We start from the raw sequence: 15,399 nt of genomic DNA on the forward strand, positions 1-15,399 counted from the left end.
TTTTTACTTCTCTTTACGTGGTATTAAATGAATAATTTCATCAATAATTCCACCGCCTAAACATTTTTCATCGTCGTAAAATACAACTGATTGGCCTGGAGTAACAGCTCGCTGTTGTTCATCAAAAGTAACTTTCCAGTTTTTATCATCAAGTTTTTCTACTAGACAACCAAAGTCTTGTTGACGGTATCGAGTTTTCGCTGTGCATCGAAATGAAGAGGTAGTTTTTTTAGGTTCAACCCAGTGCAATTGTGAGGCTATCAAGCCTGTACTTAATAACATCGGGTGATCATGTCCTTGACCAACAATTAGTACATTTCTTTCCAGATCTTTTTCCAAAGCATACCAAGGTGCTTCATCAGCTGAAGCTCTACCTCCAATGCCTATGCCTTTACGCTGGCCTAATGTGTGGTACATTAGCCCAGAGTGTTGACCAATCACTTGTCCATTTTCATCTTCAATATCGCCAGGTTTAGCTGGGATATATTGTTGTAAAAACTCTTTAAATTTTCTTTCACCGATAAAGCAAATACCAGTGCTATCTTTTTTGTTGGCAGTGGCAAAACCTTGTTCTTCCGCGATTTTTCGGACTTCATCTTTATTAAGCTCACCGATAGGAAAGAGAGTTTGGTTAAGTTGATCTTGCTGTAATGTATATAAAAAATAGGTTTGATCTTTATTGGAATCTAAACCTCTTAGCATGACAGAGCCATTACCAATGCGCTCAACTCTTGCGTAGTGACCAGTCGCAATAAAGTCTGCCCCCAAAATATGTGCGTAATCTAAAAATGCTTTAAACTTGATCTCTTTATTACACATGATATCAGGGTTTGGGGTTCTGCCTGAGCGATACTCTTCTAAAAAATATTCAAAAACTCGGTCCCAATATTCTGAGGCAAAATTGATCGTTTTAAATGGAATATTTAATTTATCGGCAATAGATTTTGCGTCAGCCATATCTTCAGCGGCAGCACAATATTCATTGGTATCGTCTTCTTCCCAATTCTTCATAAAGACACCAATAACATCGTAACCGCTTTCTTTGAGTAGGTAGGCTGCAACAGATGAATCAACGCCACCAGACATACCAACAACAACCCGATTAATCGCACGGTTTTGAGCGTTTTGAATTTTTTCTTTCGGCATAATTTAACTTTTGATATTGTTTATGTTTTGAATAACACCACAGATAATTAAAATAAGTAGTTTTTATTTTAGTCGCGTAAGTATTTAAAACAAGTTTCACCTAAGTCTACTTCATCACCAGAGTAGTACAGAGATTCTAGTGGCAAACGCTTACCTTGTTGAAAATCTTTAATACATTTTAATACTAAAGCACTACGGAGCTTTTCTCTTGGCAATTGGGCTATTTGTTTAGCGGTTAGCCAACAATTTTCTAAAATCTCTTCATCCTGTGGTGAGGGTTGTTGATGTTCTGGAGTCTCACCCGCAAAGCAAAAACGCAAATAGGTTTTTCCATTGGTGGCAGGGCTTAGCAAATAAACACCAATTAGTGCCGTTGGAGTAAAGTCAAGCCCAGTTTCTTCCTGAACCTCTCGTATTACCGCATCGATGAGAGATTCTTTTAACTCAACATGTCCGGCAGGTTGGTTGTATACTAAATGACCAGAACTTGCCGTTTCTTTTACTAACAAATATTGGTCTTTTCGCCGTATAATAGCAGCAACTGTTACGTGGATAGAATCCATGTAAATTTTCCATTTTAATTAATTGAAGACAATATGACACATTTTACCCATTTGAACGAAAAAGGCGAAGCCCAAATGGTCGATGTGACCGAAAAAGAATTTTCGCAACGCATTGCTGTCGCTTCTGGTATTGTGCAAATGCAGCCAAATACCTTAAAAATGATTATTGAAGGTAAGCATAAAAAAGGCGATGTATTGGCCACAGCCCGCATTGCAGGAATTCAAGCGGCTAAAAAAACGGCTGATTTAATCCCTTTGTGCCATCCTTTATTTCTCACTTCGGTTAAACTTGATTTGTCACCAGATATTGAAGCTAACTGTTTGAAAATACAAGCAACTTGTAAACTAAGCGGTCAAACTGGTGTAGAAATGGAAGCATTGACCGCTGTTTCAGTCGCTGGATTAACAATTTATGATATGTGTAAAGCGGTTGATAAGGAAATGGTAATTTCATCTATTCAACTAGAAGAAAAAAAAGGCGGTAAATCGGGGAATTGGCAACGTTAATTAATGTTTAGCTGGTAGAACCCATTGCTGCATGTGGTTTAAGAAAATAGATATTACGAGTGTTTTATATGAAAGTTGAAGTTTTATTTTTCGCTAATTTTAGAGATTTATTAAATACGGCTTCTATTACTGTTGAATTAGCGGATGAATCAACTGTTGTTGATTTATGTAGAGTCATTGCTCCAAAGGGTGAAGCATGGAAGATGCTATTTGAAAATCCGTCGCAAAAATTAAAAGTGGCGATTAATCAAGAAATTGCTGAGATAACATCTTCGCTTAAAAGTGGTGATGAAGTGGCTTTTTTTCCTCCAGTAACAGGTGGTTAATAGCAAATGGACTTTCACTCATTAATAAAAATATGTAGTAGCCCACTCGATCTTAACGCTTTAAATCAGACTATACAGCAGGGAAAAGGGGAGAGCGGGGCTGCGGTTATTTTTACCGGCGCTGTTAGAGTTTCTAGTGAGGAGCAGGGGCTTACTGGTATGACGTTAGAACACTATCCGGGAATGACTGAATCGCAGTTAGCGTCAATATTGCAAGAAGCGTCCACTCGGTGGAGTTTAAGTAATATGCTCGTAGCCCACAGAGTGGGCTATCTGGAAGCTGGAGAGCCTATTGTTTTTGTCGGCGTTTGTAGTTTACATAGAAAAGAGGCGTTTGAAGCGACTGAGTTTATTATGGATTATCTTAAACAAAAAGCGACCTTCTGGAAAAAAGAGCATTATGGACAAGAAACCGTTTGGGTAGATGCAAAAGAATCTGATACTACTGCTGCGGAGCGATGGAAATAGTGGTGTTGGATAAAACACTATGCGCTTAGATAAGTTAGTTGCCCAATCTACAGGAGCGAGTAGGAGTGTAGCAAAGCAATTGATTGCACGTGGGCAGGTATTGGTTAATAGTCATAAATTAACTGACTCTGCGTATAAAGTTCAGAAGACTGATGAGGTTTGCTATCAAGGAAAGCTGCTTTCACATAACCCATTTCGCTATATCGCATTACACAAGCCGCGGGGGTATATTTGTTCAACAAAGGATGAGATTTATCCCTCTGCCCTGAACTTGTTAGGTTTGCCTAATATTGCTAATTTTCATTTTGCAGGTCGATTGGATGTAGATACTACGGGATTAGTTTTGATTACTAACGATGGTCAATGGTCGCACAAAGTCACTTCACCACGTAAATCTTGTGGAAAAAAATACCAAGTTTGGCTTGAAGAACCTATTGGTCAAGCCGATATCAATTGCCTAGAGCAGGGAGTGATGTTGCGTAACGAGGAAAAGCTGACATTACCAGCTAAAATTGAGTTAGTTGAGCCTCGACAAATACTAATGACTATTTATGAAGGGCGCTATCATCAGGTTAAAAGAATGGTTGCGGCAGTTAATAATAAAGTTATTCGATTACACCGAGTATCAGTGGCTAATATTGATTTAAATGATTTAACAGAGGGAAATTGGCGAAATTTAACCGCTCACGAGCTGGCTATTGATACTGGGCAGCTTTAATCTAAAAGACTTGTATGAAAAGTTTATTATGGGTCGATGTTTGTTATGAGTAGAAATTAGATTCGATGTTTTTACTATTATTGAGCAAAACACTATATTCTGGAATTAACTCGCATCGGCCATCTTTTCTTTTCACCAGAGTCACTTTTTCAATTCTCAAGTTAGCAAAGCCAATCAATACTTTTACATTACCTGAAAAAGTAATGCCATTTTTATGCGTATACATTTCATCTGCTGTAATCGTCACATCGCAAGAAGGTAAGGCAATTGTTGAGTTATTATTATATTCTGCTGATGATACAAAGAATGCACATATAAACATGAAAAAAGCAGGTAGAGTTTTTAATTTGCTGATTATCATTGTATCACCCCAGGGACTATAATCTGAACGACCTGAAACATAAGCAACGAGTATAGCCTTTTTGTTACTATTTGTTAATAGCTAACTTAATGAAAAATAAAGAATTTATGTGTTTTGTCGTAATTTTATAACACTTTGTCGTAAATTAAGTATTTTCATAGTCAAATCAAATATCCGTTTTTTGTTTAAACTCACATAAATCTTCAATTAAGCATGAACCACATCTGGGCTTGCGAGCAACACAAGTGTATCGACCATGTAGTATTAACCAGTGATGCGCGTCCATTAAAAATTCTTCCGGTATAAACTTAAGTAGACGCTTTTCAACTTCGACTACATCTTTTCCTTTTGCTATGCCTGTGCGATTAGAAACTCGAAATATATGGGTGTCTACCGCCATTGTTGGTTGACCAAAGGCAGTATTGAGTACAACGTTGGCTGTTTTTCGCCCAACGCCCGGCAAGGCCTCTAATGCTTCTCGAGTTTGCGGGACTTGTGAGTCATGTTTATCAATGAGAATTTTGCAAGTTTTAATGACATTCGCTGCTTTAGAGTTATATAGGCCAATGGTTTTGATGTATTCTTTTAAACCATCTAATCCCAGTTGGTAAATTTTTTCAGGCGTATTGGCTACAGGGTAGAGTTTACGGGTCGCTTTGTTGACACCAACATCTGTCGCTTGTGCAGATAGAATAACCGCAATCAGTAATTCAAATGGAGAGTCATATTCTAACTCCGTCGTTGGATTTGGGTTGTTTTCACGAAGCTTTTCAAATATTTGCTGTCTTTTAGCTTTGTTCATATCATTTAAATAGATGATTTAACGGGTGCGCGTATTCTATCAATAAATACAAGCTTTCGCAGAACCTTTTAGATTTCTGCTAGTGCTAATTGAAGCATGCGAATAATTTGCTCTACTATTGCTTTGGTTGCTTTAGGGTCATACTGATTGATCCTTGGTGTATGGATATGTCCTGTTGGAATTTTAGATTGGAGTTGATTTCTTAAGCGAATACTTCGATAAGATATTTCATTTGAAAGATACTTACCTCCTGAGCCCGCTACGGCAATAGCATTATTTAGTTCTTTTAAAGTTTCAGGTTTGAAAGTTTTATGCAGTGTGCTTACTTGATGATTATCAACTATTTTAAACTGGCCTTCAGCTTTTATCATAACATTGACGGGCAAGCTAAACTCTACAAATTCGGGGCCTTGAAGTAACTTGTTGTGAAGCTTCGGAATAATCGGTTTTAACTTCGAGCCGCCAGAATAACGGTTCAAATTATCGGGTGTCGCAGAACTGCGTCTTTTGCCTGGAAAGCGTTCCAAATCAAAATGTTTACGGCCCATACTAACCGTGGTAATCATATTGACATTATTCAGTAAATAAAATGGTGCTAGCGTCTTTTCAACAAAACCTTCATCAAAATCTTGATACCTTACAGGGGCGAGCAAAGTATTAATTTCAGCGGTTATTCCTTGGTGATGAATAATCATACCATCTAATAATAATGCAACAACACCAGAAGGATTACTCTGATTAATATTTTTATCTAATAAAAATGGATCAAATCCTGTCAGTAGTAGTTGTTTGGTTGTATTCTTTTTGTATTCGAGATCACTCATTCCTCGCGAGCCTATTTCCAATTTAGATAAAAGGGCTTCTTTTTCTGTATCAGTGAGGTTGATTTGGGAGGTGTTGTTACGAATAATATGACTGATTTTTAATCGTTGCCAATAAAGCGATCTATCATCATGATTTTTTAGTTGTTTAATTTTTATTTTAGCATTTATCCATAATTGATTCGCTGTATTGTCGACTAATTGTGCCGCATCATCATAATGTTTGATTTTCTTCCAATGACGTTTGAATGTAATACTCTGTTGATCAAGCCGATTAACAACTTTAGGAATAATTAATAATGCTTTAGGAATGCGCTGCTCTTCAACTGTTGTTTGAATCGATGATGCTTCTACAGAGGAAATTGTAAGTATTAACATCAATAAAAAGTAAGCACTAAAACTACATATATACAAGGGGTAAAGTTTAATCTTTATCATTCTATTAGTACCAGTTTTGATGAGTGTTTTCTATATTAAAGCTAATTCGATCAAACCATTCTTCAGCATGATCTAACGACATATAAGGAATTGTTATTCTTTCTGACGCCAGATAAATTATCAGTGTCGCAAGTTTTCTTTTTCTTTGTAACGGAGATTGAGATATTTTGATCCGTTGAACTTTAAATGTTGGGAAGTATATTTTTCTATAGCCAATAAAACCTCGTTGGTAAAAACCAAATTTCTCATTAATGCCATAACGAAACTTTCCCCATTTTTTCCAAATTACAGGGTATAAAAATATGCCTCCTGATAAGGCTAATAGCGGATGCAAACTCTGGGTTTGAATTGCTAAATAGCTAATGAAAAGTGTTGGTAATAACATCCAGGTGAATAAAGTTTTAGAAATATAGCGCTTATTGATTTTGTGAACTTCAGTGGGTTGTGTAAATTGATTAAATACAATAGAGCAAAGCTTTTTTGCTTGTTCTTTAGTTCGAGCTGGTATTACAAATAGGTGGTTTCCGGAACTTTTGTTTTGAGTTTGTATTGTTGCTTGTTTTAAGATCATATTTTCAGTTTGATAAAAATGACCTAGAAAATTAGTTTGTTTAATTATGGCCTGTATTTTTGTTAACTTGGCAGACTCTTCGTGAGTAGTTAAGAGTCCGCCTTTACGTACTAATGTATTTTCATTTTGTTTTAGTTGGTAATTAAAATGTTTTAATACGGCGCCTAAAATGGAAAATAAAAACATTAATGCTATTAATAAGATTAAAGAGAGCGAAATAAGCATTATCCCTCCGCTAAAGCCTCCGCCCAAATATTCTATTGCATCTATAATATTTTGTTTGCCGATAACTTTCTCTATTACATTTTCAAGCATTCCAACTACAGGGGCAATAACAACTAGAAACCAAAAAATATTATTACTAGTAATACCATATTGGATTAGTTTTTTTAGGTTTGCTTGAGCAATGATGCTGTCAGAAACTACGTTGTTTTCATTTATAGCAGAGTTTGAGTGAATATTTTCTAAAATTTTAAGCTTTAACTCTTCAGCATCCTTTTGTTTGATACCGGGTAAGTTGACTTCACTTTGACTAGAGCCTGCTGTTTCTAATTGTAAAGTTACCAGTTTAAATAATTTAAAATAAATGGGTTGAAGGATGTTAATGTTTTGTATTTTAGAAAATGGAATACTACGCTGATTTTTTTTGAGTACACCTTCATTAATGAGTATTTTGCCATCTTTTATTCGATAAAGAAAAAACCAATACTGTAGAAGTGATACTAATGCGCTTATAGCTAGTATACCACCGAAAATTAATATAAGCATGCGGCTTTTATCATCGGTATTCAACATTATTGCAAATAGTGGAATTAAACCAGGAGTTGCCGCTTTTAATAAGCCCTTTACTAATCGGATTAAGAAAAAACAGATTGAAATAGGAGATAATCGATGCCAGACGGCTTGAGCACTATTCATTGATTATCTCTGTCTGATTAAGTATGTGCTCACGAGTGCTTTTGGCTAGCTCATTAGGGAGTCCCGGAATTTTCAGGTCAGCACTGGCACCGCCAGCGGTATAGCACTTGATCGAAGCGATACCGAATAATCGTTCAATTGGCCCATGTGAAATATCGATGTGCTGAATTCTCTTGAAAGAAACTCCAGTTCTTGTTTGCCACCAAATGCCTTCTCGATAGAGAATATCTTTATCTCGTATAACAAAGCCCTTATATTTAGCAGCAAAAAAACGGTAAATCAGTGAAAATAGAGTTAAGCCAGTAAGCATTAGCCATAACCACCCAGTCACTTCTATTTCAGTTTGTAGGTTAAGCGCTACAACACTTATGCCCCAAATGATCGCCCAGTTGATAAAGCTTTCTAAAATACTGAGCTTTGCATAGTTTTTATCCAAACTTGTATATTTTAGTTGTCCTATCTGAGGAAGCTCATGTGGTGAGATAGCGGCGTTTTTATATTCCAGCATAATAAAATTCTTATAAATTAATGAGATAAGCGACTAGATACTCAATATATAGTTATTAGTTGTTTCTATTATTAAGTAGTTTGCCATATATCTTTTTGATAAGAAACACTTAAGGTTTATAGTATTAACTAAGCTAGAATTTATGAGTAACTTGAAGTTAAATTGAATACTTTTTGCTTTTTATGTTGTTCTTGTAATAAGCTTAGTGGAATAGCTTTGAGGCCGATAAAAGTGGGCTCAGTCGTCAAAAGAAAACCAAGGAAATATTCAATGCAAATTAACAGTCAGTTTGATGGTGGTAATATTCGCTGTATAAAATGCGATCATCCATCAGATGTTCATTTGGAGATTAAACAAGATAATAACAGCGATTTTTATCAATGGTTTTACTTTCGTGTAACAGGCGCTAAAGGAATTGCGAGCCGATTTAAAATATTGAATGCAAAAGGGGCTGCATATGAAGATGGTTGGAATGGCTATCAAGCCGTTGCTTCATATGATCGGGAATTTTGGTTTAGAGTACCTACAGAATATAAAGATGGTGTGATAACAATTAATCATACTCCGGAATATGGTGCTATCTATTATGCTTACTTTGCTCCTTATTCTGTAGAGAGGTGTGCTGATTTTGTTAGCTGGGCATTAGAAGATTCACGTGTAGCACTAAATGTCTTAGGACAAACACTAGATGGCCAAGATATTGATCAGTTGATTATTGGAGAGCCTGCTGAACATAAAAAAAATATTTGGGTCCATGCAAGACAGCATCCGGGAGAAACCATGGCTTCTTGGTGGATGGAAGGTTTTGTGCATCGTCTATTGAATGATAATGATGCACTTGCTCGGAAATTGCTAGATAAAGCTGTTTTCTACATTGTGCCTAATATGAATCCTGATGGCAGTATGAGAGGGCATCTTAGAACGAATGCCGTGGGAGCAAATCTTAATCGTGAATGGTTGACTCCATCAATGGAAAAAAGCCCAGAGGTCTTTTTGGCAAGGCAGGCGATGCAAAAAGTAGGTATTGATTTTTGTTTAGATGTTCATGGCGATGAAGCATTACCTTATAATTTTATTGCAGGAGCTTATGGTTCACCAAGTTGGAATCAAAAATTAGAAAATATACATGAGCGATTTGGTAATGCGCTTATGCGAGTTAATCCTGACTTTCAAACCCAATATGGTTATGAAAAAGATGAACCTGGTAAAGCCGATTTAAGTATTTGTACCAATTACATTGTAGAAACTTTTAAATGCCCTTCAATCACTTTAGAAATGCCATTTAAAGATACAGCCGATACACCGCAACCAATCCAAGGTTGGTCTCCCGAACGTTGCATTAAACTAGGCGCGTCAGCTATTGATGCGTTTGATGAAGTTATTGATGATCTATAGTTAATATTAAGCTTTAAATTTTTCCTTTCTAAATTAAAAAGTCTACTGCTAATCAATTGGGCAGTAGGCTTTTTATCATCATGTCTTTTCTATTCTGCTTAGGTTAATTTTTAGTATTTTTTTCTAGGTTACTTACTTTTTTTGCAACATGTACCAAGATGATTTATTACTGAAAAATAAGTGCTTAGTCTGAATTTAATTTATCTTGTTAATTACATCATATTCTTAATAAACCGGGGGTTTGTTGTTAAAGCGTAGCATCTTTTATTTTTGCCTTATTTTTTTCAATCAAGCTTTGTCCCTGATATAGATGAACAAACTTGGGAAATTCAGTTTTTACGAATTTACCCACGTGATTCTAGAATGGTTATTCATTTGGTGTGATAGCCGCTTCTGATGAAAGTACCAGCTTTTTAGTTCCTTTAAGTATAGGTTTATAGGTTGCTAACTTAGAAGAACAGTCTTCAGATATTTTTATTGCCCGAGGACAAATGGATATGGGCAAAAAAAATAATACGGGCTTTCTTTTAACACATTGAGAAAGTCATCAGTATAAAAATCAGGTCGCCTCTTTTGATGGGAAATACTACTTTACTAAAAAAGATATTTTAAGTTATCAAATCATGCATTCAAATTCTAGAAATCCTGAGTCAATTCGTTATGATTATAACGAAGAAATATTACCTGAAATACAAAGTGATTATGCATTAAGTTTAAAGTACCAACATAATGAAGAAAACTATAGCGTGAGAGGTTAAATTATTTGAACCTCAAATTAAATGGCAAATTGGTAAGTATCTAAATATTGAGCTCAACCATACTAATCAGGTATTAGATGCACCTGGTGGAAACCTTTTTAAAGCCAGCTTAATTGATATTAGAGTTGCTTATCAATTTAGTACGCGCAGTCGTTTATCTTTAACAATGCAAACAACCTCGCTTAACCAAAACTTATCTTTGTATGATGCAAATAGCGATAATGTTCCTGAAAATGACTTTATAGCCATGTCTAAGCAGTTGGGAACCAAACTCATATACTCCTATAAAATTAACCCACAGTCTTTAGTATACATTGGTTATTCTGATAATGCCGTTGACACAGAGCATCTTTCGTCATTAACAAAAACGGAGAAAACAATTTTGCTAAGTTTAGTTATTTATGGCAATACTAAACAAAGGAAGGGAATCTGATTTTTTATTCGTTGTTTGTTAAGGTATAATCTATAACAAGTAATAATACTTAATGCATGTAGCGGATAAAAATAATGGATAAGCTAGAAAAAGAGCCTTCTTTAAATGTATATGATGAACCTTTAATTCCTTGTAGTCTTGATCCTGTCACTGGTTTCTTTCGAGATGGTTGCTGTAACACTTGTGAACAAGATTTAGGATCACATACGGTTTGTATTGAAACCTCACAAGCATTTTTGGAATACTCTCGATTTAAAGGCAATGATTTATCAACGCCGGTTCCTGATTATGGTTTTCCTGGTTTAAAGCCAGGGGACAATTGGTGTTTGTGTGCTTCAAGATGGTTAGAAGCCTACCATGCAGGTATGGCTCCTAGAGTTTTTTTGCAAAGAACACATAAAAAGGCTCTTGAAATAGTGCCGTTAAAATTATTGTCTGAATGTGCTGCCGATCTTAATTAGAGTGGCTGTTTTTAGATAAAATAACTTCGCCTTTTTTTATCACAGTATGACATGGGTTACCTGCGATTCGATAACTTAATTCTGCGGGGGATTCTATATCCCAAAGCACCATATCTGCTTGCATACCTTCTTTTATGCACCCCACTTTTGAGTCAATTCTTAGTGCCTTTGCAGCATGCTTAGTGACGCCTTGTAATGCTTCTAATGGTGTTAGTTTAAAGAGTGTTGTTGCCATATTGAGCATGAGTAAAATAGATAGGCAAGGTGAGCTTCCTGGATTTGAATCAGTCGCGATAGCCATTGGGATCTTGTGCTCTCTAAGTGCGCTAATTGGCGGGAGCTTGGTTTCACCAAGAAAATAAAAAGCACCGGGCAAGAGAGTGGCTACAGTACCTGATTGTTTTAGATATGGAATATTTTCTTCTGGTAAAAACTCTAAATGATCAACTGACCAAGCTTGGTATTCACAGGCTAGTTTAGAGCCATCTAAATTTGATAGTTGCTCAGCGTGCAGCTTAACAGGTAAACCTAATGATTTAGCCTTCTCAAATACTCGTCGGGTTTGCTTTAAGTCAAAACCAATGTTTTCACAAAAAGCATCAACACAATCGATTAAACCTTGTTGATGTAATTGGGGCATCATTTCTTCGCAAACTAAATCTATATACTCTTCTGCACGATCTTTATATTCAAGAGGGAGAGCATGAGCTCCAAGAAAAGTTTTACTGATTTCAATAGGTGAGTATGTTTCAAGTTCATGAGCGACTTCTAACATTTTTTGCTCAGTCTTCAAGTCGAGGCCATAACCTGATTTTATTTCAATACTTGTTACACCTTCGTCAATTAAATAACTTAAGCGTTTTGCTGATGCTTTAAAAAGCTCATCTTTGGATGTGTTGCGTGTTGCACTAACGGTTGAAATAATGCCGCCGCCAGCTTTTGCGATTTCTTCGTAGCTAGCACCTTCTAATCTCATTTCAAATTCATTAGCCCGGTTACCACCATAAACTAAATGGGTGTGACAGTCGATAAGTCCTGGTGTTACCCAGCGACCATCGCCGTCGATTGAGTTTTCAGTTTCAATTTCTATATCCTGTGAGTTTGCATTAGCAATGATCTTTTGTATTATTCCATTATTAATACAAATGGCTGCATCATTAATAACACCGTAGTCATTATCATTGGCCATGGTGGCTACTTCAACGTTATGGATAACAAGCTGGTAAAAATCTGACATTATTCAACCTAAGTTAATTATATTGATGTTGTGTAACTAACACTTGCCATTAATCTAATTGCTGGTTAAGGTTGCGTTTAGCAAACTATCAACTGTTAATATTGGCATGGTACTAAAGTGAAATTATACGCTGAATCGGTTTTAATTGGGAACCAGTGGCAAAAAAATATAACCTTATCAATTAATCAAAATGGTCTAATCGAAAGCATTGAGACTGGGCAGGCTACTGGCTCAGAGGTAGTTAAGGGGACTATTCTACCTGGAATGGTCAATTGTCATTCTCATGCATTTCAGAGGGCTTTTGCTGGCTTTTCTGAGTATAAAGCCAATCAAGCTGATAGTTTTTGGAGCTGGCGGGATATTATGTATCGTTTTGTGGCGAAAATGTCGCCAGATGATGCACATTCGGTTGCACAATTTCTTTATCTTGAAATGTTAAAAGCGGGTTATACCTGTGTTGCTGAATTTCATTATTTACATCATCAAAATGATGGAAAGGCTTATGCTAATCCGTCAGAGATGTCACTCCAATTGATTAATGCAGCTAAACAAACCGGTTTATCAATGACATTATTACCTGTGTTATATAGTTATGCTGGGTTTGGTGAGTTATCTCCCTCGGCGGCACAAGCTAGGTTTATTCACTCAACTGACAATTACTGCAAGTTGATAGAAAACTTATTTCAAACAACTCAGCAAGAGCAAACGGTAAGCCTTGGAATTGCTCCACATTCACTTAGAGCTGTTAGTCAGTCGCAACTTGAACAAATTGTACCTTTGATGAGAAGTTTAGATCATAATGCTCCTGTTCATATTCATATTGCTGAGCAACTACAAGAAGTGGAAGATTGCATTGATTTTTATGGGCAACGTCCTGTGGAGTGGCTACTTGCGAATCAGTCATTAGACAAAAATTGGTGTTTAATTCATGCAACTCATTTAACGTCGCAAGAAGTTAAAGGTTTAGCTAAGAGTGGTGCTGTTGCTGGGATTTGTCCTACAACAGAGTCAAACTTGGGAGATGGAATTTTTCCAACCGAACACTATTTATCCCTTAATGGTCGCTTAGCTATCGGTTCCGATTCTCATATTGCAGTGAATGTTGCCGACGAATTACGCTCATTGGAGTACGCGCAGCGTTTAACTGCTCACCGAAGAGCGGTATTAACTTCTGCTGATTGCTCTTCTGTGGGTCAATATCTATATCAAAAAGCAAGTTTGGATGGTGCTTTAACGGTAAATCAGAATGTTGGTGAATTAGCTGTTGGAAAACGAGCAGACTTAATAGTACTAGACGGACAACACCCTAGTTTATATGCTAAACAAGAAAGTACTTTGCTAGATGCTGCTATTTTTGCAACTGAAAAGCTGCCTGTAAAAGATGTGATGGTTGCCGGTGAGTGGCAGGTAAAGAATGGCTTTCACCCACAACAAGATTTGATTAAGGAATCTTATTTTAAAGTAATGGATAAACTCACAGCTTAAGCTGTGAGGATTGTTGTGTGGTACTCAGCTTTTTAAAAACGGCTTAGATCGTTTTTGAAAGTTTGGTCCATCGATATAATAAAAGAATCGCTGCTGTACTTAGTCCTGCAATTAATCCTATCCAATAGCCATTAGCTTGTAGACCTTGTTTTTCAGCCAGAAAGTAGCCAATAGGAAAACCAACTAACCAATAAGAAATAGCGGTAATTATCATGGGTATTTTAGAATCTTTTACACCGCGCAATGCACCAGCAGAAGAGACTTGTATACTATCTGAAAATTGAAAAACAGCGGCAAAAAATAATAAGCTTACAGCAATTTGAATTACCTCTACATCTTGTGTGTAGAATGAAACAATTAATGTGGGAATAAGCACCATTGTACTAGCACTAAAAGCTGATAAAGCTGCCGAAACGCCTATACCCGTATAACCTGCTAAGCGAGTAGAGGCTGGATTGTTTTGGCCACTAAAAAAACCAACTCTGGCGGTAATTGCTTGTGAAATTCCTAAGGGGATCATAAAAGCCAATGACGCAATATTAACCGCTATTTGATGAGCGCCCATTGTTTGAGTTGGGTAACGAGCAATCATTAAAGATACAGCAGCAAACATTGTGATTTCAAACCCTAAAGTGATTGCCATTGGAAAACCAAGCTTAAAGACCTCTTTCATTTCTATCCAACTAGGAAGCGTTTTATGTTTAAATATTTCAAGCGCTTTGTATTTGGGGGTAAAAAATGTATACACAAAAAGACCAATGGACATAATTGTCCACACTAATGCTGTTGCATAACCAACCCCAATAGCGCCCATTGCTTCTAATCCGTACCCACCGTACATAAACCAGTAATTAAAAATAATATTAAATGGTATTGAAATAACTGTTACAGCCATTACCGCTGTCGTTGAAAATAAGCCTTCATTGCAAAACCTAAGTGCTAAAAATAAAAGCAAACTTGGCATTCCCCAAGTGGCTGCTTGTAGGTAGCCTGTAGCGAGTTGAGCAACAGCTAGATTGACATTTAATAACTCAAGAATAATATCGGCATATAATAATATGGTTATGGCAACAGGGGAGAATAATATAGCAAGTATTAAGCCTAGTCTAAAATTGGCACCAATCTTTATTTCTGCCCTCGCACCTTTTAAGTGAGCAATAATTGGATTAAAAGCAAGAAATAACCCCATAAAGAAAATCATAACAGGGTGTAATAAGCCTGTGCCAATAGCAATTGCAGCCAGTGCCTGATTGCTATAATGTCCTGCCATAACAGTATCAATCACTCCCATAGCCATTTGTGCAAGTTGAGCTAAAATAGCTGGAACTGCAATAGGGATCAGACTTTTAATTTCCTGATGAATACTTGTTAACACTTTGAGCCTATTATTTTTAAATGCTTGTCTTGAATCTATTGATTTGAATTTAATGATTCGAGCCGACTTTGTCGTTTATAAAAAAGATATGTTTGATAAGTAGCTGGC

At 36.4% G+C, this 15,399-nt stretch carries 17 protein-coding genes; 8 read left to right on the forward strand and 9 right to left on the reverse strand.

Annotation, left to right across the window (positions count from 1 at the left end; genetic code table 11):
- Nucleotides 1-3 precede the first annotated feature (3 nt).
- Nucleotides 4-1,146, reverse strand: coding sequence for a tRNA 2-thiouridine(34) synthase MnmA (gene mnmA, locus ACT5E3_RS11665; protein ID WP_444998473.1), 1,143 nt, complete (start codon nt 1,144-1,146; stop codon nt 4-6).
- A 68-nt stretch (nt 1,147-1,214) separates the two neighbouring features.
- Nucleotides 1,215-1,709, reverse strand: coding sequence for an NUDIX hydrolase (locus ACT5E3_RS11670; RefSeq protein WP_444998474.1), 495 nt, complete (start codon nt 1,707-1,709; stop codon nt 1,215-1,217).
- 33 nt (nt 1,710-1,742) lie between these two features.
- Here ACT5E3_RS11670 and moaC point away from each other — a divergent pair, with 33 nt between their 5' ends.
- The 4 genes from moaC (at nt 1,743) to ACT5E3_RS11690 (ending at nt 3,728) form a co-directional block, all read left to right on the forward strand.
- Nucleotides 1,743-2,216 carry a cyclic pyranopterin monophosphate synthase MoaC gene (gene moaC, locus ACT5E3_RS11675; RefSeq protein ID WP_444998475.1) on the forward strand — a complete coding sequence of 158 codons (474 nt, stop codon included), beginning with the start codon at nt 1,743-1,745 and terminating at the stop codon, nt 2,214-2,216.
- A 68-nt stretch (nt 2,217-2,284) separates the two neighbouring features.
- On the forward strand, nt 2,285-2,542 hold the full coding sequence (gene moaD / locus ACT5E3_RS11680) for a molybdopterin converting factor subunit 1 (protein ID WP_444998476.1): 258 nt from the start codon (nt 2,285-2,287) through the stop codon (nt 2,540-2,542).
- A gap of 6 nt (nt 2,543-2,548) precedes the next feature.
- Nucleotides 2,549-3,010, forward strand: a complete 462-nt coding sequence (locus ACT5E3_RS11685; protein WP_444998477.1) for a molybdenum cofactor biosynthesis protein MoaE — start codon at nt 2,549-2,551, stop codon at nt 3,008-3,010.
- Nucleotides 3,011-3,029: 19 nt separating this feature from the next.
- On the forward strand, nt 3,030-3,728 hold the full coding sequence (locus ACT5E3_RS11690; protein ID WP_444998478.1) for a pseudouridine synthase: 699 nt from the start codon (nt 3,030-3,032) through the stop codon (nt 3,726-3,728).
- Nucleotides 3,729-3,771: 43 nt separating this feature from the next.
- On the opposite strand, the gene ACT5E3_RS11695 is transcribed toward ACT5E3_RS11690, so the two are convergent.
- From ACT5E3_RS11695 to ACT5E3_RS11715, 5 genes are all read right to left on the reverse strand, one after another.
- Entirely contained in the window at nt 3,772-4,089 is a 318-nt protein-coding gene (locus ACT5E3_RS11695; protein ID WP_444998479.1) for a hypothetical protein, read from the reverse strand.
- A 166-nt stretch (nt 4,090-4,255) separates the two neighbouring features.
- Complete coding sequence (gene nth, locus ACT5E3_RS11700; RefSeq protein WP_444998480.1) at nt 4,256-4,891, reverse strand: endonuclease III; 636 nt, start codon at nt 4,889-4,891, stop codon at nt 4,256-4,258.
- A 68-nt stretch (nt 4,892-4,959) separates the two neighbouring features.
- Nucleotides 4,960-6,150: a hypothetical protein gene (locus ACT5E3_RS11705; protein ID WP_444998481.1), complete on the reverse strand. Its 1,191-nt coding sequence runs from the start codon at nt 6,148-6,150 to the stop codon at nt 4,960-4,962.
- 4 nt (nt 6,151-6,154) lie between these two features.
- Entirely contained in the window at nt 6,155-7,639 is a 1,485-nt protein-coding gene (locus ACT5E3_RS11710) for a PH domain-containing protein (RefSeq protein WP_444998482.1), read from the reverse strand.
- On the reverse strand, nt 7,632-8,147 hold the full coding sequence (locus ACT5E3_RS11715) for a PH domain-containing protein (RefSeq protein ID WP_444998483.1): 516 nt from the start codon (nt 8,145-8,147) through the stop codon (nt 7,632-7,634). Before ACT5E3_RS11715 ends, ACT5E3_RS11710 begins: the two co-directional genes overlap by 8 nt.
- Nucleotides 8,148-8,417: 270 nt before the next feature.
- On the opposite strand from ACT5E3_RS11715, the gene ACT5E3_RS11720 reads away from it, so the two are divergent.
- From ACT5E3_RS11720 to ACT5E3_RS11730, 3 genes are all read left to right on the forward strand, one after another.
- Nucleotides 8,418-9,542 (forward strand): M14 family metallopeptidase, encoded by a 1,125-nt coding sequence (locus ACT5E3_RS11720; protein ID WP_444998484.1) that lies wholly within the window; start codon nt 8,418-8,420, stop codon nt 9,540-9,542.
- Between the two features lie 623 nt (nt 9,543-10,165).
- Complete coding sequence (locus ACT5E3_RS11725; RefSeq protein ID WP_444998485.1) at nt 10,166-10,300, forward strand: hypothetical protein; 135 nt, start codon at nt 10,166-10,168, stop codon at nt 10,298-10,300.
- 507 nt (nt 10,301-10,807) lie between these two features.
- Nucleotides 10,808-11,194, forward strand: a complete 387-nt coding sequence (locus tag ACT5E3_RS11730) for a DUF2237 family protein (RefSeq protein WP_444998486.1) — start codon at nt 10,808-10,810, stop codon at nt 11,192-11,194.
- Here the strand turns inward: ACT5E3_RS11730 and hutI are convergent.
- Nucleotides 11,187-12,431, reverse strand: a complete 1,245-nt coding sequence (hutI, locus tag ACT5E3_RS11735; RefSeq protein WP_444998487.1) for an imidazolonepropionase — start codon at nt 12,429-12,431, stop codon at nt 11,187-11,189. The two genes, ACT5E3_RS11730 and hutI, sit on opposite strands and share 8 nt — an antisense overlap.
- A 117-nt stretch (nt 12,432-12,548) precedes the next feature.
- Between hutI and ACT5E3_RS11740 the strand changes: the two genes are divergently transcribed.
- Entirely contained in the window at nt 12,549-13,916 is a 1,368-nt protein-coding gene (locus ACT5E3_RS11740) for a formimidoylglutamate deiminase (RefSeq protein WP_444998488.1), read from the forward strand.
- 43 nt (nt 13,917-13,959) lie between these two features.
- Here the strand turns inward: ACT5E3_RS11740 and ACT5E3_RS11745 are convergent, their stop codons facing one another.
- Nucleotides 13,960-15,291 (reverse strand): MATE family efflux transporter, encoded by a 1,332-nt coding sequence (locus ACT5E3_RS11745; protein WP_444998489.1) that lies wholly within the window; start codon nt 15,289-15,291, stop codon nt 13,960-13,962.
- Nucleotides 15,292-15,399: the final 108 nt, after the last annotated feature.

It is taken from the genome of Aliikangiella litoralis, from assembly GCF_052495765.1.